The organism is Brevibacillus choshinensis, from assembly GCF_001420695.1.
GTDB lineage: Bacteria > Bacillota > Bacilli > Brevibacillales > Brevibacillaceae > Brevibacillus > Brevibacillus choshinensis.
Genome location: NZ_LJJB01000007.1, coordinates 1161515 through 1186195, shown reverse-complemented (window position 1 = coordinate 1186195; position 24681 = coordinate 1161515). Strand labels below are relative to the sequence as shown.

The window sequence follows — 24681 nt, the reverse complement described above, 5'->3', positions numbered from 1 at the left end:
ATTTTCCTCCTTTATTTTTTCGGCAAAAGGATCTCCAACGCCTGCCTCAAATCCCAAGAGTTTTCGAGTTTCTTTCGATCGACTGTAGATATTTTCCCCTGAAATGCCTTTCTATCCAAGCCACAATGAGAGCAGCAGTACAACGAAAACTCTGCCTGCTCCTCCCCGAAATAGTGGTTCAACTTCTTCCGTAAACAACCCTCGGTGCCTTCTACATAGGAAAGCATTTCAAATAGTTTCTGTTTCTTCAGCCTTTTCCTCTTTTCCGTTTCTTGCCAAATCCGCAGTACATGATCCCGCTCAGCCTCTCCAGTGGCAGCTACTTCAGCCGTTAGGCCTGTCTGCTCTGCGTAAAAAGTGAGCAATTGAACCATTTCCTCCGTCATTTCTAGCGCAGCCCAGACTTCACTCGTTCTAGGCTGTCCGGAATGAGAATGAAACCAATGATAAAACTGCATGACCTGCATCTGTGTCGGGTACTCTTTTTCTACCATGTGCTGGTGAATGTGCCAGTCATCCTCCACGTGGAAAAGGACGGCATAACCTGGCTGTCCGTCTCGACCCACACGCCCTATTTCCTGGGCATACGCTTCCAAACTAGATGGCACCTGATAATGAATGACGTATCGGATGTTTGGCTTGTCGATCCCCATACCAAACGCATTTGTCGCGACAATGACATCCAGTTCATCCGCTATAAACTGCGACTGAATTAGCATCCGCTCCATACTCTCCATGCCACCGTGATACCCGTGAACCCGTTTTGTTCCCTCTAGTTGATAGGAAGCGACGAGGACTTCAACAGCGTTGCGCGTGCTACAGTATACAATACCCGGCCCCTGCAGCTCATCAATCATTCGGAGTACCTGCTCCCGGCGCTCTCCTTCGTCCGTCACCGCAATCAGATCCAGCGAAATGTTTGTACGATTCAGAGCCTGTACGATCATATCTTCTGGCAGGATATGGAGTAATTGACCAATTTCAGACCGAACTTCCGAAGTTGCAGTAGCCGTTACAGCCAGCACGGGGGGACTCCCTATTTGACGAATGGCATCCGGCAGTCGTAAATAGTCCGTTCGAAAATCATGCCCCCATTGAGAGATACAGTGTGCTTCATCGATGGCGACCAGCGATACTCCTACCCGTTTCAATACGGACTGAACGTACGGTTGCTGCAGTTTTTCCGGTGACACATATAAGAGCTTGTAAGCTCCGCTACTGAGCTCACGTAAGACATCTCGCGATTCCGTATAGTCTTGCGCACTGTTTAGATAGGTAGCAGGTATCTTCCTGCGCGTTCTCAATTGTTGTACCTGATCAAGCATCAAGGAGATCAACGGAGAAACAACCACTGTGATTCCCGGTAAAAGCAAGGCTGGCAGCTGATACGTGACAGATTTTCCTCCGCCTGTCGCGAGGATCGCCAACACGTTGCGACCATCCATAACACGGCGAATGACTTCTTCTTGACCTGGTCGAAAGGAAGCGTGGCCAAAATGGGTATGTAATTTTTCCAATAGCAGCTCGTTCATATCCCACTCTCCCCCTGCCTTCGCGCCAAGGCCAAACGAATTTGCAAATAAGAGACATCCGCCCCTAACTGATCCTTGATCAGACGAAGCCTGCTCGTCTGCAGCAGTTCACTCGTCTGAACGATCCTATCCCCCATTTCTGGGTCGAGATAGGCAGTATAGTCCCACTCTGGACAGCGCAGCGCAATTTCTGCTAAATGATCCTCTACAGTACTTTCCTTTACTTTTCTCGTAGAGGCTATTTGTTTGATTCCCAGCCCTCTTTGAATCAGCGTATACGTCCTTGCTGCGCTCTCAGTCAGACGCTGGTCCAGTTTATCTTTTTGAAAAACAAGGCGCGAAAGGTACGGAAAGCTCCCCGCTTCAGCCTGTAACCGTTGGATTGACTGCGCTAAACCATAGCGAAAGGTAAGGAGCAGATACGTCGACGCTTGATTTTGTTGCATGGATAACTGGCTCAAGGTTTTCCCCACTTGAGCTGCACCTGATAATTGCCCTACCAGCAAGGTCTGTACTTCCTGAGGTAATGGGGACCACAGATGATATAGTTCTTCTCCCAACTGCTGTTTCCACTGAGATCTATCTGTAGGGCTGCTGACTTGCGCCTTTACCCACTGCTGAATTTTCTTGTCCGACACCACAGGCATAAAGCCCATATCTTCGGCAAGGAGCTGCGAGATCGTTTGGACAACTAAATGAAGACGATGCCAAAACAGCTCGACTCTTTCAGCCATTCCAGAATCCGTAAATGGAGCCAGCCAAAAATCGAGTTGATATCGTGATGTCCATTCCCTAGCCTGCTCTTTGCCTTTTTTCGTTACCGAAAAAGACGGCTTACCATTCGTTGAAGTCACTTCAAGATACTCGACGAGTTCGTTTTGCAACAAAGTTGAAACAATTTTATTCCAATCCTCTTTTGAAAAACGTGGAAACATCCGATAATACGGATAAAGGTTGTACAAATGCACATCTTGCAGAGTCTGGTTGGCTTTTCTGCCTCGCAGAATGTAATAAGCGGCCTGAAGCGTTCGTTCGTTGGCAAGAGGAATCAAGGCGTTTAAGGCGACAGCGCAATTTACGTCCTGTGCCGTAATGCTCCGATTGTTCATTGGTACTCCTTTAGCTGATCTATCTTTTATTCATTCGCTGCAATTTTCATATGGAGGAGTTTTATGACAAAACGATTGAAAAAGTCAGAATTTATGATGGCGTATATGATCATCATATCACTTGCTTGCGCGGTTGGTGGATTTTTTTTCGGTGCACATTATATGAAGGCACAGATGGAATCCGAGCGAACCGCCGCACTGGAAGCAGAGCAAAAGGAAGCCGCGAAAGACAAGATGCTGAGAGAGCAAAAGCTCTATAATGAACAAGATTTCATCCGTTTTCATTACTCTGTCTACGCTCCGTTGCTGGAATTCCGTCAGGCTCATTTTGACGTGATGGCGAAATGGGCTGCGATGGACAAGCAGGAACAGTCCGATGCGTTGAAGCAATTGACAAAACAAGCTGAGCAGACGTTGAAAGCTTTGGAAAAAAACGTGCCATTGCCAACGTCCCCAATGTTGGTGCAGGCACACAGCAATTTTACGAACAGCGTACGGGCTTATTTGGATAGTATGGAGCAGATACGATCCGATCAGAATAGTAATGCCCTCACCCTGGCTGCCATCACGGCACGCCTGATTCTTTTCCAAAACAGCTGGCTGACGGCGCAAGAAATGATGTATCACTCCGTTGCCGCCTGGGAATCTGCCTATGTAGTGAAACAGCCGTTGCCGAAAGCATTGCCACAGACAGTCAGCACGGGTCAATGGAAGCAATATCCCTTCCATTATCGAACGTATTTAGCTGCTGCAGCCATGTCTGCTGATAAGCAATGGAAAAGCTACAACCCGGAAGACGTGACTGCAAGGATCGACAAATTGGTGGCTACCAATGAAGCTCAGACACTAGGAATCCAAGACGTAACCAGCGCTGTACGACTCTTAAACGCTACAGATGCCATTCATCCAGGTGACTTTAAACAAATGAGCGGAAGACTCTACTCCCAGTTGCAAGCTCCTGAAATCCCGCTTTACAAGTAGTCGAACATTTTTAGACTGATTCAATCTTGAAATCTTTTGAGCAAGAGCATACAATGGTCTATGATAGTGGACGTACCACTTCGTAATGGGAGGTGAAACCACGATGACAACATGGGTAGATAAAGATACTTGTATTGCATGCGGCGCTTGTGGAGCAACTGCTCCTGACGTCTTTGACTACGATGATGAAGGCTTGGCCTTCAACAAACTGGATGACAATGCAAACAGCGTTGAAATCCCGGATATCCTGCAAGACGACGTTCGCGACGCCGCAGAAGGATGCCCAACTGATTCTATTAAAGTGGAATAGTGAATTCCATCTTCATGGAAAGAAAACCTCTCTGCATTCGTGCTAGAGAGGTTTTTCAGTTTCTTCACAATCGGCAGTGAACGCTTGATCAGTATATTTTCATTTCAACTTTTCTTCATTTTCGATACAATAAATGTACCAGAAAAACCGAACATTAAAATGGCCTTTTCCCTTTTTTTGTGAGATGAATATCTTAACGTTCGTGTTTTGGTCGTATTTAATCTTGAGAACCTCCTAATTCGGTATTTATTTACGAACGATAAACATTTTTTTAAAAACAATGTTCTTATTTTCCGTTTTTTGTGCTTGACGTTACCCTTTTTGCCGTGATATCGTAAGTACAAATCTTACGAGACACATAATGCAAACAGCGATGACGAAGAAACGCTGTGTACCGGAGACCCTCAGAGAGCCGATGTTCGCTGCGAATCGGCGGTTCCACACACAGATAAGCACTTCCGAGTTGTTGCGTCGAACCTTATTTAAGTAGACGCGAACGGTAGATCCGTTATCTCTTTAGGTCATGTACCTAGCAAGGCTCTTCTTTGAGAAAAGAAGGGTAAATGAGGGTGGCACCGCGAAGCAAAGCCTCTCGTCCCTCACTGTTCTGTAATAGGAGCAGTGTGGGAACGGGAGGTTTTTTTGTTGCATTTATAACTAGGAGGAGAGAGAACATGTTTACTGACAAACAGATCTTAAGAATTCCAGGTCCTACCCCTATTCCACCACGCGTTCAACAAGCGATGAACCAACCGATGATGGGACACCGCAGCGGCAAGTTTTCTTCTCTGTTTGCTCGCACTGCTGAGCGCCTGAAGCCATACTTCGGTACCCAACAAGATGTGTACATTATCGCTGGTAGCGGAACCAGTACTCTGGAAATGGGCGTAGTTAATACGCTTCAACCCGGTGATGAAGCTGCCGTACTCGTCAGCGGTAATTTCGGTGAAAGATTTGCAAAAATATGCGAGCGTTACGGCGTAATTGCTCACCGCCTTGAGGTACCTTGGGGCGAAGCAGTGACTCCAGAGCTGCTCGATGCGTTCCTGAAAGAAAAACCACAAGTGAAAGCCGTGTTTGCTACTTACTGTGAGACATCTACCGGTGTTCAAAACCCGATTGCTGAACTTGCTCAAGTCATTCGCAAGCAGTCCGATGCCCTATTCATCGTCGACGCAGTAAGCTGCCTGGGAGCCGTACCGTGCGAAATGGATGCATGGGGTGTAGATATCGTCGTGACAGGTTCGCAAAAGGCATTCATGCTCCCTACCGGACTCGCTTTCCTGGCAGCTAGTGAACGGGCATGGTCGGTCATTGACAATAACAAATCTCTTGCGTTCTACCTCGATCTCAAAGCTTATCGCAAAAGCATGAAGGATCAAACAACACCATATACTCCTGCTGTATCGTTGATCTTTGGTCTTGCTGAAGTACTCGATATTTTGGAAGAAGAAGGCTTGCCTGCGATCGTCAAGCGCCATGAGCTGATGCGTGATATGACCCGTGCAGCCATGAGAGCTCTGAAGATCAAACTGATGGCTGAGGATGACTACGCAGCTACAACGGTTACTTCTTGCGACCCGCAAGGCGCTTTCGATGCGGAAGCGATGCGCAAAGCATTGACCAAGCATTACAACATTTCGATCGCTGGCGGACAGCAACACTTGAAAGGCAAGATCTTCCGTATTGGTCACATGGGATATTGCGAACCACTCGATGTTCTGCAAGTCATCGCTGCCATCGAAATGTCGCTTCACCAAATCGGTGCTCCAGTAGAACTGGGTGCCGGTGTAAAAGCTGCTCAGGAGGTGCTCATCGCACATGTATAAAGTACTGATTACTGACCCACTTAGCGAATTCGGAATTCAACAATTGCTGGACGCACCGGACGTAGAAGTCGTTCGTAAAACGGACCTCTCCCCTACTGATTTACTCGTAGAAATTGCCGATTACGATGCCCTGCTCGTTCGCAGCCAAACACAAGTAACGGCTGAAGTCCTGGCTGCTGGTAAAAAGCTGAGAGCTGTCGGTCGTGCCGGTGTAGGTGTCGATAACATCGATATCAACGCAGCTACCCAAGCGGGTATCCCAGTCATCAACGCTCCAGACGGGAATACGATCTCCACAGCAGAGCATTCGTTCGCGATGCTGATGGCAGTAGCCCGCAACATTCCTCAAGCTCACAAAAAACTGGTAGACGGCACATGGGATCGCAAAAGCTTCCAAGGTGTCGAGCTCAACAATAAAGTACTCGGTGTTCTTGGAATGGGGCGTATCGGCTCTGAAGTAGCCAAGCGAGCAAAAGCATTCGGTATGACTGTCATGGGTTATGACCCATTCCTGACCGAAGAACGCGCGCAAAAAATGGGAGTGACAAATGCGAGTGTGGATGAGATTTGCCGCAATGCGGATTTCATTACCGTTCATACACCTTTGACCAAAGAAACGCGTCACATCATCAGCTCCCGTGAATTCGCTAAAATGAAGGACGGCGTGCGTGTAATCAACTGCGCTCGTGGTGGAATCATCGACGAGAAAGCACTGTACGAAGCCATTACGACTGGAAAAGTAGCTGGGGCCGCTTTGGACGTTTATGAAGTAGAGCCGCCTGTCGATAACCCATTGGTCGGTCATCCGAAAGTCATCACTGCCCCTCACTTAGGTGCTTCCACGATAGAAGCGCAAGAAAACGTGGCTGTTGACGTATCGGAAGAAATTCTTAAAGTTCTGCGTGACCAACCATTTAAAAATGCAGTAAACCTGCCCTCCATTCCTGCTCATGTGATGGAAAAAGTGCAGCCTTACTTTACTCTTGGAGAAAAGCTGGGACATTTCCTCGCACAAGTAACCGTTGGTTCCATCTCCGAGGTAGAGATCAAATACAGCGGCGAATTGACCGATGTCGATACATCGCCATTGACTCGTACTGTGCTGAAAGGTGTTCTGTCCTTCCGCCTCGGCGAAGAAGTGAACTTTGTAAATGCACCTTTGCTCGCAAAAGTGCGTGACATTACCGTTACCGAGCAAAAAGCTGCTCAAAACAAAGGCTTTACAAACTTGCTGACCGTTTCCCTGAAAACAACGCAAGAAACGCGCTCGGTGGCAGGTACACGATTGAACGGATATGGTGCTCGCATCGTCAAAATTGACGATTATGCCATTGACGTAGCTCCAGAAGGCTACCTGCTCTATATTCACCACAATGACCGTCCCGGTGTTATCGGACGTGTCGGATCGATCCTGGGCGAAAATAACGTGAACATCGCTACCATGCAGGTGGGTCGCCGTGACGTAGGCGGAGATGCGATCATGATGCTTTCTGTCGATAAACCATTGACGGCTGAGCTGCTGGATACCATGGGAGAATTGGCAGAAGTAAAAAGCGTAACCCAAATTGAGCTGTAAGATAGCTTTTTATGAATGCTGGAAAAGACCTGGCCAAAAACCGGGTCTTTTCCTTTACCCCTTTTTTCCTTATGGATATAATAGGACAAGACAACAATGTAAAGAGAAAGGAGCTTACTATGACGAACCAGGCGTTATTCGCCATTGGCATCTTTTTAGTAACCTACGCATTCATTATTAGTGAAAAACTGCACCGTACCATCGTGGCAATGTCCGGCGGGATCTTGATGGTTCTGTTCGGGATTGTAACGCAAGAACAAGCTGTTCATCACATTGACTTCAACACATTGGGACTGCTTATCGGCATGATGATTTTAGTCGCCGTTACGGCTCAGACAGGCGTTTTCAAATATGTCGCGATTCGCGCAGCCAAAGCTGCAAAGGGTAAGCCTATTCGAATCCTTGTCTACCTAAGTATTATTACGGCGCTTGCATCTGCTTTTCTCGACAACGTGACGACCGTCCTGTTGATCGTACCTGTTACCTTCAGTATCGCTCGACAGCTGCAACTAAATCCAATCCCTCTATTAATTAGTGAGATTATTGCATCAAATGCAGGTGGTACCGCAACCTTGATCGGTGATCCTCCGAACATCATGATCGGTAGTGCTGTTCCTGAGCTTGATTTTATGGCGTTCATGGTGAATCTGGCCCCTGTAATTATCGTGATCATGGCTGTCACCATCGTTGGTCTCGTATTTATTTACCGCAAGCAGCTCGTCACCTCACCAGAACTGAGTGCCAAGATCATGCAGTTGAATGAACGCGACGAGATTACGGATACGGTTTTGCTCAAAAAATCCTTGACCGTCATGGCGTTGACTATTATCGGTTTTATGCTGCATGGCGCTCTCCATCTGGAATCAGCTACCATCGCATTGACTGGAGCTTTCCTCTTGCTCCTGTTGACCGGTGAGCATTATCTCGAAGACGCTATCAGCAAAGTCGAATGGAATACCATTTTCTTCTTTATCGGCTTGTTTGTCCTAGTCTCTGGACTCGTTGAAACCGGTGTCATCGCCAAGCTCGCAAATGAAGCGATCAAGCTGACAGGTGGGGATCCTTTACATACCTCTCTCCTTATTCTCTGGCTAAGTGCCATTGCTTCTGCTTTCGTGGATAACATCCCGTTCGTGGCAACTATGATCCCGATGATTAAGGAAATGGGTGCCCTCGGAATCACAAATCTAGAGCCTTTATGGTGGAGTCTGGCACTCGGAGCTTGTCTCGGTGGAAACGGTACCTTGATCGGTGCCAGCGCGAACGTCATCGTCGCCGGTCTTGCCTCGAAGGAGGGCTATAACATAAGCTTTGTCGGCTTTATGAAGGTTGCTTTTCCTCTAATGATTATCTCCATCTTGATTTCCCATCTGTATGTGTATCTGCGTTATTTTATCTGGTAAGGAGGAATACGAATGCTTCGCTATACATTTGATGAATCCCTAATCGACATAAAAGAGATTGTAAATCCTTCCGATAGTGCCTTTCAGATCGTCGTCAAATCGGAGGACATGCGCAAACGAATGAAGCAGGTTCGCACGTACTTTGATAATAATAAAGATTACACGGATGCTCTGTTCTACTCCCACGAAGACGGTACCTATGAGGTCATTGTCCGAAAAGATATGATTGATGCATTTTTGATTCACGCCTTTCGCTTTCAATGCCTGAAGTCGCTTCAATGGGATTAGACCTCCCAAATCGAAAAAGACTCCACCGAATAAATCATCGGCGGAGTCTTTTTTATGTCCATCTTCTATTCAAGAATCGACAGAATGTCTCTTACATCATCTAGAATGTAATCTGCTTTTACTTCTTCAAACTTGGCGCGCGCCTCCTGACCAGACAAACCAGTGAGCGTCGCAGCGAATTTACAACCGATCGAGCGTGCAGCTAGGAAGTCTGCCGGAGAGTCTCCGACAACCAGTACTTCATCCCCATTTGTGATCGGAAGTGAGAAGTTCACGACTTCACTGTTTGGCACTGACAAGCCGAGCAATCCTTTCACATAAGAGAATGGATGTGGCTTGGACATCGGCGCGTGTGCAGGATACTCTTCTTCTGCTTCCAGTACATGAGAAGCGGTCACGACACGATTTGGATCAAACCATTCCAAAACCTTCATCTCTGTGAGCGGTACATGTGTCTCGATCGTTGGACGACCCGTTCCAATTCCCAAGATGTATCCTTTTTCTTTTAGGGTGCGGAACAGCTCGATCATTTCAGCCGGCGGTACAATCGGAATTTCATCCGTCAAGAAACCTTTTTTGCCCGGTTGCATCGTTTCCCGTCCAATAGATGCCGCTACTCTCTCATCACCTAAATACCATTCCTGAAATGTTTTCTGGCATAGCTGCCACAGATCACTATTGCGGGAGAACATTTCTGTCTCTACGCCGCAACGTTCTTTGGCTACTTGATTCAAGTAAAGCAGCATTTCCGCCTTTTGAGCAGGGCCTTTTGCAAAATCAGGAGTGAATGCCGCGTAATCTACAGCAAAATCAGATGCGTAGGTCGCTCCCCACTCTCTCAGCTTCGCAAGCTCAGCTCGATCGACTTGTCCGCTGAGCAAGCTGGTGACTTCTGTACCCAGCTGTGGCTTTAACACCTCAACCAGTCGTATCAATTGATAGGAGAAGGTCAAAAACACCATATCCCAGTTGGAGTTAATTCCGCGTGCTTTAATGAAATTGAGGACGTCATCTTTTGCAAATACCTGCTCACGAACCCTACGAATTTCGGACTCCACTGGTGCAGGCGTAAAGGTATCTGCTTTCAGCCCTAAATACTGTGGGCTGTAAAGCATTTCCCATACGGTCAAAGCAGAAGCATCAAAGTAGCGTTCTTCACTGAGCATAACCCCATCAACATCAAATAAGATCGTCTTGATCATTTCTCTCTACACTCCTATTTGTTTTCGTTTGCAACATCAACGCAATGGTAAACGTCGTTCCCTCTCCCACTTTGCTCTGTACGCTTATCGTCCCGCCGTGCGCTTCGACGAGGTTCTTGGCTATTGCCAGACCAAGACCTGTGCCACCTACCCGACCACGCGTCCGCGCTTTGTCGGCTTTATAAAAGCGTTCAAAAACAAACGGCAGATCTTCCTGAGGGATACCACTGCCCGTATCGCTGATTTCAAGTAGCAAAGTTTTATCGCCGCGAGCACGTATCGTCACGCTTCCTTTGCTTGGCGTATGCCGTAGTGCATTGTCAATGAGATTGGTCAACACTTGTTCCATTCGATCCGGATCAATGTTTACCGTACTGTGAGAGGTCGATATTTCCAGAAGCAGTTGTATATCCCGCTCCCTCGCCAAATTCGTAAATTTCCGCTGAATCCTTTCCATGTACGGACGCAGCTCCAGCGTTTCTCGGAACAACTCCACATGCCCTGCTTCCATCCTCGCCAAACTCAATAATTCATTGACGAGCTTGGTCATCCGGACTGATTCGTCATAAATGATTTGGGCAAGCTCTTTATGTTCTTCCGGAGTTGTTACGATATCGTCCACGATCGCCTCGCTATAGCCTTGAAGCATAGAAAGCGGTGTTCGCAGTTCATGAGAAACATTGGCCACGAAGTCGTTACGCATTTTGTCCAGCTTGCGCTCCTGTGTCATATCACGCAAGGCTGCTACGGCTCCACGGATTTGTTCACGGTCGTTTACAGGTACCATAACGAGCGTCCATATCCGCCCTTGCAAAGGAATGTCTTCCGTGACTTCTTGACCCGTCTGCACGACCTGCTGATAGATCGAATACAGTGGTACAGCCTCATCGGAGTACTGAAACTTCCAATCTCGTAAAAATCGCTCTGCGGGAGGGTTCGTCAAGGCAATCTTGCCTTCCGCATCTAACATCACGACGCCGTCCACCATGCTTCGCAGTACAATCGCCAGCTGTTCCTTCTCTTTGGACAAAGCATCCACCAGTTGATTGAGTCTCGTGGCCATCGTATTAAACGAAGCCGCCAACTCCCCTGTTTCATCAGCCGTTCGGATCGGGATCTCGGCATGAAAATCCCCTTCTGCAATCCGATGAGCCGTTTCCTTCATCTGACGCAGAGGGATCGTGATTCTCGACGAGAGGAAGAATGCGAATACTGTTGTAGAGACAAAAGCAATTACGCCAACTACAAAAATAAGAAAGCGGACTTCGTTCACTGTATCATCAAAATCTTCGATCGCCTGGTACATGACGACCGACCCATGCTTTCCAACGGAATATTCCATTGGCACGGCTACTACTATAATTTGTACATTTGCACTCGGATTTTTTTGATCACCGGAGCCTACCGGCAAATAAAGTCGTTGGGGCGCAGGATGTTTGCCTGCTAAGGCGTCTTGCAGCTTCAACTCAGGTGTAGCTAGCAGCTCATTCACCGGAATGGCGGGAAGTCCTTTTCCTTCACTCTTTCCCACCACATTTTTCTGATCGTCCAAGACCACCATTCCGGTATGATGCACTACGCCAAAAGTAGCTGCCATCTCCAATGCACCTTGTATATTTTCACTTGCGGACAACCCACTCGACAAGCCTTCAGCTAGCTCCTGCAAGTTTTTGGTTTGTCGGTTGGAATAAAAGCTGTCGAAGGATTGCACAATGAGCAAGCTGAAAATCGTCAAGACCAGAGCGAACAAGGCAATAATGGTCATCCATAGCTTTCCTACAACACTGCGAAAAAAGACGTCCACTTTATTTTGGCACCTCTAGTTTGTAGCCGACGCCCCACACAGTGGCAATCATATTTGCAGCTTGTGGAGAGACGCGGTTTAATTTTTCACGCAAACGTTTGATGTGTGTATCTACCGTGCGCAAATCTCCGAAAAACTCGTAATGCCAAACATCCTTAAGCAGTTCTTCCCTCGTAAACACTTTATCAGGCGAGAGCGCCAGATAGTGCAGCAGCTCATATTCTTTTGGTGTGAGACTCACTTCTTGACCGCTTGCGATGACCTTATGCGCGTCATGATCAATCGTCAGCTCAGGGAAAACGAGTACGGAATGACTGTTAAAGGTCTCTGTTTTTAAGTAAGCTGTAGCCGAAGAACGGCGCAAGATTGCTTTTACGCGGTACATGACCTCTCTTGGGCTGAACGGTTTCACAACATAATCATCTACTCCTGCTTCAAAACCATGGACTCGGTTGGTTTCTTCCCCTTTTGCAGTCAACATTACAATTGGGGTAGCCTTGAATTCTCGGATGCGTTGACAGACTTCGATTCCGTCCATACCTGGTAGCATCAGGTCGAGCAAGATGATATCGTAATCGCTACCTACTGCCATTTCGACTGCCTGTTCTCCATTATCTGCCTCATCGATCAGGAAGTTCTCTCTTTCCAAATACATTTTCAGCAGACGGCGGATGCGTTCTTCGTCATCCACTACAAGGATACGTGCCAATTTCTCCATGCCCAACACCTCTTACCCATTTGATTTCTTATAACCGATGGATGATAGTCCAAAAAGCTGGTATCAAGACCAGCTTTTTTCTAGGATTTATTACACACCTGCGTAGGAATGCAAACCAGCAATAACCAGATTGACTACGACGAGTGTAATCAAGATGATAACAAAACCAATGACGGACATCCAAGCAGACTTGGCGCCGATCCATCCACGTGAAAGTCGCAAGTGCAAGTACGCACTATAGAACAGCCAGACAATCAGTGCCCACACTTCTTTTGGGTCCCAACCCCAGAAGCGGCCCCATGCCTCTTGCGCCCAGATCATGGCGAAAATCAGTGCACCCAGTGTGAATACCGGATAGCCAATACTGATTGCGCGGTAGCTGATCTCATCCAACAGCTCTGGATCAATCCCGTCAACGGACGGCTGAATGATCGCGCCCAGACGTTTGCGGAAAAGGAGACGCAAGACACCGTACAGCACCACACCCGTAATGACAGACCACAGCATCGTGTTCAATTTACGAGCTGCATCTTTCCCTTCCATCCAGGAAGGAGCGGTAAACAGCGGTGACATCGGCCCTTGCTTGATAATCGTAGAGTCAGCAGGAGCGACGATGGCTGGCATGGTGTATTCGGCTTGCAGCTTTTCCATCTGCCCCATTGCATTTTTCGTTTCTTTGTTCATTTCAAATACGGTCTTTTGATCCAAACGGGCAAATGTCGATTCCATCCCGATGAAGCCAACCAACATCAGTACTACAGCGAGTACAACCTCTAGCCATTTCGTGCTTCTGGTAGAAACATTTTGAGGCACGGTACGGATCAAATACATCAGTCCCGCAGCAAAGCCTACTGCCAAAATCCCCTCACCCAGTGCTGCTGTGGTCACATGAATATGCAACCAATAGCTTTGCAAGGACGGAATCAATGGTGTAACTTCTGCCGGGAATACATAGGAGTACGCCAGCATGATAACGCCTAGTGGTAAAACGAAAGCCCCGATAACTGTGAGCTTGTAAATCCGGTAAATAATTAGATAGGCAAGAATTATACAGAAGTCCAAGAATGCCATGAACTCAAACATATTGCTAGTCGGGCTGTGTCCGCCTCCGATCCAGCGAGTCACAACATAACCGGTCTGTGCGATAAAACCAATCACCGCCAGCCAGTAGGCGATTCGTCCAAAACGCGTTTCATGTTGCTTGGGGTCGCGCCCCGCCCAGTTCTTCCCCGTCATTGCTACGACGAATACGATGGACGAGAGCACGTAGAGCAGAAACGCAATATCCAATAACCAGTCACTCAATTGGATGTACTGCACGCATGTGTCCCTCCTTGAAGCTTTTACGCCTTTGTTTTTTCTTCGATAGTCAATGGCAATTTCGTATGTTCGATGAGCCCATCGACTTCTCTTCGCAAGCCAAACCAGTTTTTATTGGTATGTCCTGCCAGCAGCACGTTATCTTCCTGGAACTGGACCCAAATGCGTCTGTGTTGCCAGAATAAGCCCATCGCTACTCCGATCATGAAAATAAAAGAACCGAAGTAGATCAATGGTACGGCTTTATCCATTCGAACATTTAACCCAGTGATGTCGATCAAGTCCGGTTTTCTGATGACGAGGCCATATCGTGGATCTGTTTTCTGGGTGATGATCGTACCTTCCACGTACACCATTTTCTCAGTGAGATTTCCGTTCTCTCCCATGATCTCTATCGCTACCATCGGGTTCTTTGGCAGGTTCGTTTGAGTCGCCGGTTTGCCGTCTTTCCCCATAATAAAATCAGGGAAATAGTCCAACGTACGAACTTTGACTCCATTACCGAGATCCTGCTCCTTTGGCGGGTTGTACAGATCGATCTTGATTAGACCCAACTCTTTGTTTCCGTTCTTCAGATCAACCAAGTTGAAATTGAGAGCGCCTAGCTGCATTTCTTGTACACCTGATTGATAAAGATAGAGACTCTCGTGTTCCATCGGATGATTCACAACGATGGGACCGTTTTTGACTTCAACCAATTCTGGTTTCGCCCCAGGCAAGTCAGCGTTTTTGTTTAGGTACAAAATGGCATCTGTCTGAAAACTCTTTGGAATGACGCCACCTTTTAAATCAAGCTGTTCAGGCATTTCACTTTCCGACCAGTACTCCGTGTGATACGAAACGTTTTTGACGTAATACGGTGTATCTGGAATGGCGACGGTCTGTCCTTCCCGCACCCATACATATTCGTCCATAAAGAAACCTGGAATACTCCGCATCAGCACACCAATCAAGAAGAGAATAAGACCGATGTGGTTGATATAGGGTCCCCAACGGCTAAACCGACCTTTTTCAGCCATTAACGCACGATCGGTCGAGAAGATCCGATACCCCTTCTTCCGGAGGGTTTCCGCAGCCATTCTCAGCAGTTCTTCCTGACTAGAACCCTCAGGCATCGGTCCTTCAGCAAACAGCTTTTGTCCCTTCAAAAAGGATTTGTGCTGATTGAGTCGCGGTTTTGTAAGCGCTTTGTATAAAGGAATGACACGGTCGAGACTACAGATTACCAAAGATGTCCCAAGCATGACCAAAAGCGTCACAAACCACCAGGAAGAATACAAATTGTGAAAGCCTAAACCATAGTAAATCGTACCCAGCTGTCCGTATGTATCCGTATAGAAACGAGCGACATCGGGTTCAGTTGGTACAGGTACAGGTATGTACTGCTGTTGCGGGAAGATGGTTCCCACAGCAGATGCTATCAAAATAACAATAATGATACCGATTGCAATTTTGACAGAAGAAAACCAGTTCCAGACTCGGTCAATTACTTTTTTCGTGTAGGTCTGGGAACGGCGCGCCATCCCTTCATAGCGCATATCCGGAAAATCTGACTGCTCCACTACTTCAATGTCTAGCGGCTTGCCGCAAGATTCGCAGAGCAGCGTCCCAACGGGATTGGTATGTCCACATTCACATTTTCGCTGATCCATATTGATCCTCACTTACGGCAAGATTTTCTTCACTTTCTCTGTGATCATGGCTTCATTTAATTGACCAATGAAGATTTCTTCTACGTCCCCGTCTGGTGAAATAAAAAAAGTAGTCGGGATCGGTCCAATTCGATACAGCTTTGTAATTTGGGATTCACTGTCCAAGAGAATAGGAAAGTTGACGCCAAATTGTTTAACGAATGGTTCAACAGCTACAGGCGACTCGCCAATATTGACGCCAAGGACGACTAGTCCCTTATCTTTGAACTGGTTGTACTGCTGTTGCAAGGCCGGCATTTCCTTTTTACAGGGCTCACACCAAGTTCCCCAGAAGTTAAGGATGACTCCCTTCCCCTTCAAGTCACCTAGAGCCAATTCAGGTCCATTCAATTGCTGCAAGCTGAAATTCGGTGCAGATCTCCCTACTTTCACAGCGTTCGGATCCTTAACAAAGCTGGAATAGAGAGCAAAGACAAGTGCCACGAGCAAGAGACCTAGCACGGCCACTCGGATGTATGTACGATTGCTTTTGTTCATGTTGCCCTAACTCCCATCTACCACTAATAGAATTGCAACGTTTTTCCTTTCTATTATAGCGTTCCTAGTTTTTCCGGCAGCGCCTAACTTATGAACAGATTTTGAACGAATCAACGAGAGCGCGGTCTGCTCTTCCGATTCTGGACGAGTCCTTGCTTCAGTTTTTCTACTTCCGTGCTCGTCAGCGGACGGTACTGTCCCGGCTGTAATCCTTCTAATGTCAAAAAACCGAGTCGGATACGCTCCAGGGTAATGACCGGGTGACCGATTGCGTCACACATTCGTCGAACTTGCCTATTTCGGCCTTCGTGAATCGTTAGTTCTACCAAAGCCTTTTCCTTGGTCGGGGTAGACTTCAACAATTTGGCTTCTCCTGGTGAAGTCAACCCATCTTCCAGTTGAATTCCCGTTGCCAGCTTCTTCACCTTATCCTGACTAGGCACTCCCCTCACCCAGGCACGGTACACTTTATCAATCTCATAGCTAGGGTGTGCCAGTCGATTCGCCAGTTCGCCATCGTTGGTCAATAAAAGCAGGCCAGAAGTGTCATAGTCCAGTCGTCCCACCGGATACACCCGCTCTTTTATCCCTTTTAGCAAGTCAGTAACAACGCGCCGACCACGTGGATCTGAGACACTTGTGATAACGCCTGTAGGCTTGTATAGCATCAGATAGATCGGTTGCTCGGTACGAATCGGTCGACCATTTACTAAAATCTTGTCAACCTGCGGGTCAACCCTTGTCCCCAATTCTCGTACCACTTTGCCATTTACTTGGACGTTCCCTTGTACGATCAACTCTTCACAATGGCGACGAGAGGCGACTCCTGCGTGTGCTAGCACTTTTTGTAATCGTTCCATCCATGGATCACCTCTACAACATCATACCCATTCTTAACAGTGTGGACAAGAAAAAGGGAAAAACTTCCCCGCCTTGAGGAAGTTTTTCCGAGTCAATCTATTTGGGTGCCTCACGAAAAGACGTACGTCACGATGAGCAGGGAGAAAATGACTCCTGCCAGATCAGACCAGAGACCCACCTTTAGCGCATAGGCAGAATTGCGGATCCCAACCGCCCCAAAGTAGACGGTTAATACGTATAACGTCGTATCAGTACTTCCTTGCATTGTCGCTGCCAGTCTTCCCAGAAAAGAATCGGGTCCGTATTGAGCGATCAGGTCTGTCGCGATTGCCAGTGACCCTGTCCCCGTCAAAGGCCGTAACAAAGCGAGTGGAACCAGTTCTTCTGGAAAGTGTAGAAAATCAAGAACGGGTCTTATCATCCCAAGGAGAAGCTCGAGGGCACCTGATTCTCTGAACATGGTCACTGCTACCATCATGGCAATCAAGTGTGGCAGAATGCGGATTGTCGTCGTCAGTCCACCTTTTGCCCCGTCCACAAAGGTCTCATATACAGGAATCTGCTTTCGCCAACCATAGAGTAGCACAAAAGCAATCGTAATGGGAATGGCCCAAAGAGAAATCAGGGATACCCATTGGTACATGCGGTTTCCCCCTATCTGTGACGTCTTGTATGGCGGTAACGGTACCAGCGATCAATGAAAAGTGCGACAATCGTAGCTCCAAAGGATGAGAGTAAGGTCGTTCCAACGATTTCCACCGGATTGACGGAGCCGTATTGCATCCTGATCGCAATCATCGTTGTCGGAATAATGGTGATGCTCGCCGTGTTAATGGCGAGCAGTGTACACATCGCAGGTGACGCAACCTGTTTGTCTGCATTCAGTTTTTGCAGCTCTTCCATCGCCTTTAGTCCCATCGGCGTCGCTGCATTCCCCAGTCCCAGAAGGTTTGCACTCATATTCGACAGAATGTAGCCGATCGCAGGATGTCCTTTGGGGACATCCGGAAACAGCAATTGAATAATGGGTGATAGAGCACGTGCCAGCAGCTCCAGCAATCCCGATTTTTCAGCGATGCGCATGAGCCCCATCCAGAAGGCGAGAATGCTCAAGAGTCCAAAGCACACCGTCACCCCTGTCTTGGCCCCTTCAAAGGCAGCCTGGTTGATGACTTCCATCCTACCGTTGATGGCAGCCACTGCTATGCTGATGACGATCAATGCGAGCCAGATGGCGTTAAGCACTCCACATCCCTCCCGCCACGATCTCCCAAAAGTGATGCCAGAAAGTTCGGCCACTGGCTTGTGGTTGGGTCGATGCAGGCGAATCCACGTTTACCAATAGCGGTACCTGGCCGATCATGTTTTCTTTTAAGTATATCTGCATAAATCCGACCAGCTTGCCGTTCATTTTTCCATTAATGATAGATTCTCCTAATACAATTCGCTTGTGAACTTCATCCGCTTCTGATTGCTGCAACGGATAGCGAAACGCATTCATCGTAACGAGTTGAGTGCCCGCTTCCAATGTGATGGGTGTATCTGGCTTCACATTTTCCTTTTGACTCACGATTTCTTTCATGGGAAAGTTGGCAAAGCCCCAGTCCATTAGTTTGGCAGAGTCGCTCCAGTCATCCGAGGCATTCAAGGTGATCGTAGCCAATTGCCGCCCGTCACGTGTAGCTGAGGATGCCAGACAGCGCTTCGCTAGCTTGGTATAGCCCGTCTTTACGCCATCTGCTCCGTTGTATAGGTGAAGCATTTTATTTTTATTGAGCAGGCGTCTGTCCCATTGCTCACCTTCCCACGAAATGTCCTTTACCTTGGTAGAAACGATTTGCCGAAACACCGGATTTCGCAGGGCATAGGCGGAAAGTTTGACCATATCTTCCGCAGTGGAATAGTGCATATTGCTGTCATCGAGTCCATGCGGATTAGTAAAATTCGTATGATTCATTCCGATCAACGAGGCTTTTTCATTCATCATGTACACAAAACCAGGCAGTGACCCTCCTACATGCGTCGCAATCGTCACGGCTGCATCATTTCCAGAACGCAGCATCAACCCGTACAACAACTCTTCCAGCGTCAGTTTTTCATTTTTCTTCAAGTAAATAGAGGAGCCTTCGACACCGACTGCCTCTGGCGGCACCGTCACTACCTCATTCAATTTTCCACTCTCGATGGCCACGATCGCCGTCATCGTCTTGGTCAGACTGGCAATCCTCATTTTTTTCGTCCCATTCTTTGAGTACAGGATCCGTCCACTCGCCACATCGATCAACGCTGCACTTTCCGCAGACAATCCTGGAGCTGACGCAGCTGCTCGGGCATCAGTGGTGGGAAACAATAGGACCTGTATAAAAAGAAAAACGACGAGCACGCCGGACAGTAATTTTCGCACTTTCATAAACGTCCTCCCCATTACAAAATACAACGATGCACAGGTTTGTACCATGTATATGGGGACGAGTCGTCTGTTAGTACGAAAAACTGTCCCAACGTGTCTAGTCGTTGGTTGGTTCTTCTGACTTTCCGAAAAGAGCGGATGCTTCCATACGCGCTTCTTCGATGTCCAGATTGACGGGTGGTTCCGGCAGATCCGCCAATTCCCGCAAGCCAAAGTGTTCCAAAAAGTCCTTGGTTGTCGCGTACAAGATCGGACGCCCAATTCCTTCTGCTCGGCCAGCTTCACGAATTAACTGCTTGGATAGCAGGGTGTTAAGAGCTTTTTCGCATTTCACTCCACGAATTTCCTCGATTTCCGAACGGGTCAAAGGCTGTTTATACGCAATGATCGCCAATGTTTCCAGCGCGGCCTGAGAAAGCGTAGATTGACTGGGTGAGCTCGCCAAGCGCTCAAAAAAAGGAACGTGCTCGGGCAGTGTCGTCAGCTGGTAAGCACGTGCGACCTCCACGATCTGAATCCCTCTGCCCGCTCGGCGAAAATCTGCTTTCATGTCTTCAATCAAGTCGATGACTTCTTCTTCCGATACCTCGGTGATTTCACTAATTTCCTTGGCATCGATGCCTTCATCGCCCGAAATGAACAACAAGCCCTCAATGACGCCTTTCAGCTTGTCATAGTCCATCCTCAGGGGCTCCTTTCGTTGTGTTGTCACAAATCATGATGTCCTGAAACAATTGATTTTGGATACACGTAATTTCTTTTGCTTTCATCAGCTCCAAGAGGGCAAGAAAGCTCGTCACGATCTCGGTTCGAGTCGCTCCTCGTGTAAATAGCTGCGAGAAGCGAACCATTCCTCCCCCTACACGCACGAGTTGACGGATTTCGAACATCCTGTCTTTGATCGATACTTCGTCCCTAGATACTTTGGTGATCGGCTGTTTGTCATTGACCTTCTTCACCAGTTTTTCCAAGGCGGAGATCAGATCATAGAGCGTCACGTCCTTGACGGTATGATCCTCTTCTTTCACATAAGGTGACAAATTCTCAGCAGGACGCGTGTACACTTGTTTTCGCCCAATTTCCATTTCACGCAGACGCTCCGCGAGCATCTTGTATCGTTTATACTCCAAAAGACGCTGCACCAGCTCTTCCCGCGGGTCAATCTCTTCGACATCCATATCGAGAAACTGCTGAAAGACGTGCTCCTCTTTTTTCGGCAGCAGCATCTTGCTTTTGATCGAGAGGAGACTCGCCGCCATAACGACAAACTCGCTCGCTACATCCAGCTGCAGCTCCTGCATCGTATCAATCGTCGCCAGATACTGCTCGGTTATTTCCGCGATAGGAATGTCGTAAATGTCCACTTCGGCCTTGTCGATCAGATGGAGTAACAGGTCGAGCGGTCCCTCAAAGGAATCCAGTTTGATGCTGTAAGCCACAGGTAGTCCCTCGTTTCCTTTATACGAACAGTGTAACGATCCGCACTGCTATTTCTTGTACCCACGTAATGATAAATCCAAGTGGTATTCCGAAAATGGTAGAGCTGACACCCGGAATAAAAATAAGCAACAACAAAATCCACGGACCATAGAGTTCCAAATTGTAAAAGAATCGATCCCAACGTCGTGGGGACAGGAAACGTAATATCTTGTATCCGTCTAATGGAGCGATCGGTAGTAGGTTGAACACAAACAAGGCAGCGTTGATCACAATACAAAACTCCATCGTGATTTCAATCGCATACGCCCATTTTTCATTCATTCCTTCCAATGCGCCTGTATGTCCCACCACGATGTACAACACAGAAAACAAGATAGCTAGTACCAAATTAATCAGCGGTCCAGCAGCGGACACGTACACAATCCCTAGCCGCTTGTTGCCGCGAAAATGCAGCGGGTTAATCGGCACTGGCTTGGCCCAACCAAACGGTCCAAACAATATCAAGATCAAGCCGAACGGATCGATATGGGGAATCGGATTTACAGTCAAGCGCCCTTCATCCTTGGCTGTATTGTCACCCAGCTTCCAGGCAACAAAAGCATGTGCCCATTCATGCAAAGAGAAAGCGATGACGAACGCGATCATGCGAAACGGCACAGTCTTCCAATCAAAATGAAAAAGATCCATTGGTTCCTCCTCAAAAAAATCGTCTAATTTCTAGAATACCAGCAGTTGGATATGCTTACAAGCCTTCTCACGCACGCCTTAGCAGGCAAATAAAAACACTGACGAAATGATTCGCCAGTGTTTTGGTTCGTGCCATCTTATTCAGCTGTTACTTTTACAGTACCCATTTTCTCGCCTTGCTTGATTGCATCCACATGCTCCATACCGGATGTAATTTTACCGAATACAGTATGTACGCCGTCGAGATGCGGGAAGGAATCGTAGCAGATAAAGAATTGGCTTCCGCCAGTGTCTTTACCTGCATGTGCCATGGAAAGAGCGCCACGCAGATGTTTGTGCGGGTTGCCTTTCGTTTCACATTTGATGGTATATCCAGGGCCGCCAGTACCTGTTCCATAAGGGCAGCCACCTTGTGCTACGAATCCTGGGATCACGCGGTGAAACGCCAGACCGTTGTAGAAGCCTTCGTTTGCCAGTTTTTCGAAGTTGGCTACGGTGCCAGGAGCTTCTTGATCAAACAGCTCCAGCTCGATTTGGTTACCATTTTCCATGGTGATATGCGCTTTTTTCATTATGTAAGCCTCCAGACCTGGTAAAGTTAACGTACCCATTTTACCATGCGTAAGGGACGCCGTCCAACTTATACCTGAGATTGATGCACTTCATCTGAACGGAATTCCCAATCGTCGAGGAACACAGTGCCTGCCTGCTCTTTCGCCAGCTTTTTCACATGTGCCGCCCTCTCGGCAATCGCCTCCACATTTTCGTACTTGCCTGCGATGAGACGAACACCTGCCATGGACATGGAAAGAACAGATCCGTCGCCCATGCGCCGCTTCTCATAAATATCAGCAAAATATGGGGAGAAGGCATCCAATAAAAAGGAGATCAGTTCCTGTGCGCAGCTCGCTTGGGTAATGACGATGAAGTCGTCCCCTCCAATGTGCCCGACAAAATCGGACGTGCTCCCGTAATGTTTGACCGCTTCCTTCAATAGGTTCGCTGTTCTGACGATGATTTGATCCCCGACTTCAAACCCGTACCGGTCGTTGAACCACTTAAAACGATCCAAATCGCAATAGATGACCAGCTGCGACTCCCGCTGCTTGATTCGCTTGTTTAATTCGCGCTCAATCTGTACATTCCCGGGCAGACCAGTCAAAGGATTTGCAGAGGTCGCCATCTCCAGCTTGATGGAAGCCATTTTATCCAACAGACTTTGCACCGTTACGATCCCGATGTATTCGTTTTCTTCCCCAGTGATGATCACCACGTCGTACAGATGATAGGTATCCCGTGCCATGGCACGTCGTGCTACCTCGTCCAGCTTGTCATCTTTGTAGGCCGTGAGCGGATTGGCATTCATGATCTGTGAAATGGGGCGCTCATAGTAGAGAGCGATTCCGTACTGCCCCCCCAATATTTGATAGATCTGAAACCGCATGATCAGGCCAATCGGCTCCCCTTCCTCTAACACAACGATGCTTTCAATTCGTTGATTCTGCTCGAATATTTCGTGCACGCGACGCACTTTTGCATGTTTTTCCACACAGATGGTCTTCGCCAAGATTTCTGACATCGCTGGCGTAAAGATCAAAGGCTCTCCCTGTTCGCTCGTTCGCTTTTCTTGCATAAAGCCGAGAAAATTCATCGCCTGACCAGAGACGTGTGTCATCCCTTTATCTGGTCGCCCCAGAAAATATCCTTGCCCGTATGTGACGCCTACTTCCATCAACGTCTCCAGTTCTCTCTGAGTCTCAATACCTTCCGCGATAATTTTGCAGCTCACCTTATCCGCGAACTGAACGAACGTCTCCAGCAGGGCTTGCTTGATAGGGTCTACATCCACATTACGAATGAGCGACATATCTAATTTGATAAAATCGGGATAAATTTCGGTAATAGACTCCAGGCTGGAATACCCGGCTCCTGCATCATCAACAGCGATGAGATAGCCTTTTTTCCGGTACTCCTCAATGATCTTGCGAAAAACCGTGTAATTCGAAATCGCATGACGTTCCGTAATTTCAAACACAACATTGTGGGGATTCAATCCGTAATGCTCAAATAAGGAAAACACCTCACCGCGCAAAAGAAAGGGATCATCGATGGCACGTGGGTCCAGATTGATGAACAGCTTTTGATGTGGCTTCAGGTAACGCAATTGCTCTAATGCTCGTTTCCGACAGATGTGCTCCAGTCGAAATACTGTATCTGTCTCCTCCGCATAATTGAACAGCATGGACGGAGTGGCAAACGGACTATCTATAGGTCCGCGCGCCAATGCTTCCCAGCCCAACGTCTCCCCATCGGGTAAATGAATGATCGGCATGAAGTGCATATGAACGTTCTCTTCCGCAAGCAACTTATGAAATTGAGTGACATTCGTATATTTTTCTGACGTAATCCCGTACTTAGCCATATGGACGGCGCGTTTTACGGACATGTACATTTCCTTAACAATATCTTGCCCCGGCAGACTTGCATAACCAATATGAACACGTAGTTCCTCTCGATTAACAAAGCTCACCTGCCGATTTAATTGCTTTTCCGCCTGTTCCTGAAAATGAATGGATAGCATTCGGCAATCCTCTTCATTCACAGTGCCACTAAAAGACACATATATGGCAAAATCATCGCCCCACAGCTTTTGGATCGCGAGGATTTTCCCCCTGATTTCAAATACATGACGAGATACGGCTGGCATAATCCTCTCGAAAATATGAAGCACCCGCTTGGCAATTACATCCCCGTAGCGGTTCTCCACTTCTGTCAGCTTGACTATATCCACATAAAACATGACTACGCTGCGCCCTTTTTCCACTTCTTGGCTGATGACATTTTTCATCCATTGCCGTTTATCCAGTGTGAAAAAGGGGAAGCGCCCAAACCGATGCATGAGCGTCGACCACATGGTGAATCTTTCCTCCTCGCCATTCCCCATTATGGCAGTTACGCGTTAATTTTTTGTAAAAGGGATATGGAGGATTGATAAAAAATAGCACAAAGGACCTAAAAAAAC

General features: G+C 47.6%; 23 protein-coding genes and 1 other annotated feature. Of the genes, 6 read left to right on the top strand and 17 right to left on the bottom strand.

The genetic code is table 11. From position 1 onward, the window contains the following. Positions 1 to 11: 11 nt before the first annotated feature. On the bottom strand, positions 12 to 1532 hold the full coding sequence (locus tag AN963_RS05700) for a RecQ family ATP-dependent DNA helicase (protein ID WP_055743558.1): 1521 nt from the start codon (positions 1530 to 1532) through the stop codon (positions 12 to 14). Continuing rightward, positions 1529 to 2641, bottom strand: a complete 1113-nt coding sequence (locus tag AN963_RS05695; protein ID WP_055743557.1) for a helix-turn-helix domain-containing protein — start codon at positions 2639 to 2641, stop codon at positions 1529 to 1531. The genes AN963_RS05700 and AN963_RS05695 overlap by 4 nt, the downstream gene beginning before the upstream one ends. Before the next feature lie 63 nt (positions 2642 to 2704). Here AN963_RS05695 and AN963_RS05690 point away from each other — a divergent pair, with 63 nt between their 5' ends. From AN963_RS05690 to AN963_RS05665, 6 genes are all read left to right on the top strand, one after another. After that, entirely contained in the window at positions 2705 to 3622 is a 918-nt protein-coding gene (locus AN963_RS05690) for a hypothetical protein (RefSeq protein WP_055743556.1), read from the top strand. A 103-nt stretch (positions 3623 to 3725) separates the two neighbouring features. Continuing rightward, positions 3726 to 3932, top strand: coding sequence for a ferredoxin (locus AN963_RS05685; protein ID WP_031305339.1), 207 nt, complete (start codon positions 3726 to 3728; stop codon positions 3930 to 3932). A 364-nt stretch (positions 3933 to 4296) separates the two neighbouring features. After that, positions 4297 to 4535: a binding site (T-box leader), on the top strand. A 71-nt stretch (positions 4536 to 4606) separates the two neighbouring features. Next, the gene (locus tag AN963_RS05680; RefSeq protein WP_055743555.1) at positions 4607 to 5761 is read left to right on the top strand and encodes a pyridoxal-phosphate-dependent aminotransferase family protein; all 1155 of its coding nucleotides are present in this window, start codon (positions 4607 to 4609) and stop codon (positions 5759 to 5761) included. Continuing rightward, positions 5754 to 7337 carry a phosphoglycerate dehydrogenase gene (serA, locus tag AN963_RS05675; RefSeq protein WP_055743554.1) on the top strand — a complete coding sequence of 528 codons (1584 nt, stop codon included), beginning with the start codon at positions 5754 to 5756 and terminating at the stop codon, positions 7335 to 7337. Before AN963_RS05680 ends, serA begins: the two co-directional genes overlap by 8 nt. A 119-nt stretch (positions 7338 to 7456) precedes the next feature. After that, positions 7457 to 8740, top strand: a complete 1284-nt coding sequence (locus tag AN963_RS05670; protein ID WP_055744462.1) for an ArsB/NhaD family transporter — start codon at positions 7457 to 7459, stop codon at positions 8738 to 8740. Between the two features lie 12 nt (positions 8741 to 8752). Beyond that, positions 8753 to 9028 (top strand): hypothetical protein, encoded by a 276-nt coding sequence (locus AN963_RS05665; RefSeq protein WP_055743553.1) that lies wholly within the window; start codon positions 8753 to 8755, stop codon positions 9026 to 9028. Positions 9029 to 9093: 65 nt separating this feature from the next. Here AN963_RS05665 and AN963_RS05660 read toward each other — a convergent pair whose 3' ends face one another. From AN963_RS05660 to AN963_RS05590, 15 genes are all read right to left on the bottom strand, one after another. Continuing rightward, positions 9094 to 10230, bottom strand: coding sequence for an HAD family hydrolase (locus tag AN963_RS05660; protein ID WP_055743552.1), 1137 nt, complete (start codon positions 10228 to 10230; stop codon positions 9094 to 9096). Then, positions 10208 to 12034, bottom strand: a complete 1827-nt coding sequence (locus AN963_RS05655) for an ATP-binding protein (RefSeq protein ID WP_055743551.1) — start codon at positions 12032 to 12034, stop codon at positions 10208 to 10210. The genes AN963_RS05660 and AN963_RS05655 overlap by 23 nt, the downstream gene beginning before the upstream one ends. A 1-nt stretch (position 12035) precedes the next feature. Next, a complete protein-coding gene (locus AN963_RS05650; RefSeq protein ID WP_055743550.1) occupies positions 12036 to 12752 on the bottom strand; it encodes a response regulator transcription factor in 717 nt (238 codons plus the stop codon). A gap of 90 nt (positions 12753 to 12842) precedes the next feature. Next, a complete protein-coding gene (gene ccsA / locus AN963_RS05645; RefSeq protein ID WP_055743549.1) occupies positions 12843 to 14072 on the bottom strand; it encodes a cytochrome c biogenesis protein CcsA in 1230 nt (409 codons plus the stop codon). Positions 14073 to 14095: 23 nt separating this feature from the next. After that, positions 14096 to 15724 carry a cytochrome c biogenesis protein ResB gene (resB, locus tag AN963_RS05640; RefSeq protein WP_055743548.1) on the bottom strand — a complete coding sequence of 543 codons (1629 nt, stop codon included), beginning with the start codon at positions 15722 to 15724 and terminating at the stop codon, positions 14096 to 14098. A 12-nt stretch (positions 15725 to 15736) separates the two neighbouring features. Further along, positions 15737 to 16261, bottom strand: coding sequence for a thiol-disulfide oxidoreductase ResA (resA, locus tag AN963_RS05635; RefSeq protein ID WP_055743547.1), 525 nt, complete (start codon positions 16259 to 16261; stop codon positions 15737 to 15739). 110 nt (positions 16262 to 16371) lie between these two features. Next, entirely contained in the window at positions 16372 to 17121 is a 750-nt protein-coding gene (locus AN963_RS05630) for a pseudouridine synthase (protein ID WP_055743546.1), read from the bottom strand. 110 nt (positions 17122 to 17231) lie between these two features. Continuing rightward, positions 17232 to 17765 (bottom strand): spore maturation protein, encoded by a 534-nt coding sequence (locus tag AN963_RS05625; protein WP_055743545.1) that lies wholly within the window; start codon positions 17763 to 17765, stop codon positions 17232 to 17234. A gap of 11 nt (positions 17766 to 17776) precedes the next feature. Next, positions 17777 to 18367, bottom strand: coding sequence for a nucleoside recognition domain-containing protein (locus AN963_RS05620; protein WP_055743544.1), 591 nt, complete (start codon positions 18365 to 18367; stop codon positions 17777 to 17779). Then, on the bottom strand, positions 18360 to 19532 hold the full coding sequence (locus AN963_RS05615; RefSeq protein ID WP_055743543.1) for a D-alanyl-D-alanine carboxypeptidase family protein: 1173 nt from the start codon (positions 19530 to 19532) through the stop codon (positions 18360 to 18362). The genes AN963_RS05620 and AN963_RS05615 overlap by 8 nt, the downstream gene beginning before the upstream one ends. A 97-nt stretch (positions 19533 to 19629) precedes the next feature. Next, positions 19630 to 20214: an SMC-Scp complex subunit ScpB gene (scpB, locus tag AN963_RS05610; protein WP_055743542.1), complete on the bottom strand. Its 585-nt coding sequence runs from the start codon at positions 20212 to 20214 to the stop codon at positions 19630 to 19632. Further along, complete coding sequence (locus AN963_RS05605) at positions 20204 to 20971, bottom strand: segregation/condensation protein A (RefSeq protein WP_055743541.1); 768 nt, start codon at positions 20969 to 20971, stop codon at positions 20204 to 20206. Before AN963_RS05605 ends, scpB begins: the two co-directional genes overlap by 11 nt. A 19-nt stretch (positions 20972 to 20990) precedes the next feature. After that, positions 20991 to 21659 (bottom strand): site-2 protease family protein, encoded by a 669-nt coding sequence (locus AN963_RS05600; RefSeq protein ID WP_055743540.1) that lies wholly within the window; start codon positions 21657 to 21659, stop codon positions 20991 to 20993. 137 nt (positions 21660 to 21796) lie between these two features. Further along, a complete protein-coding gene (locus tag AN963_RS05595) occupies positions 21797 to 22231 on the bottom strand; it encodes a peptidylprolyl isomerase (RefSeq protein ID WP_055743539.1) in 435 nt (144 codons plus the stop codon). Positions 22232 to 22299: 68 nt separating this feature from the next. After that, positions 22300 to 24573 carry a GGDEF domain-containing protein gene (locus AN963_RS05590; RefSeq protein ID WP_055743538.1) on the bottom strand — a complete coding sequence of 758 codons (2274 nt, stop codon included), beginning with the start codon at positions 24571 to 24573 and terminating at the stop codon, positions 22300 to 22302. Positions 24574 to 24681 lie beyond the last annotated feature (108 nt).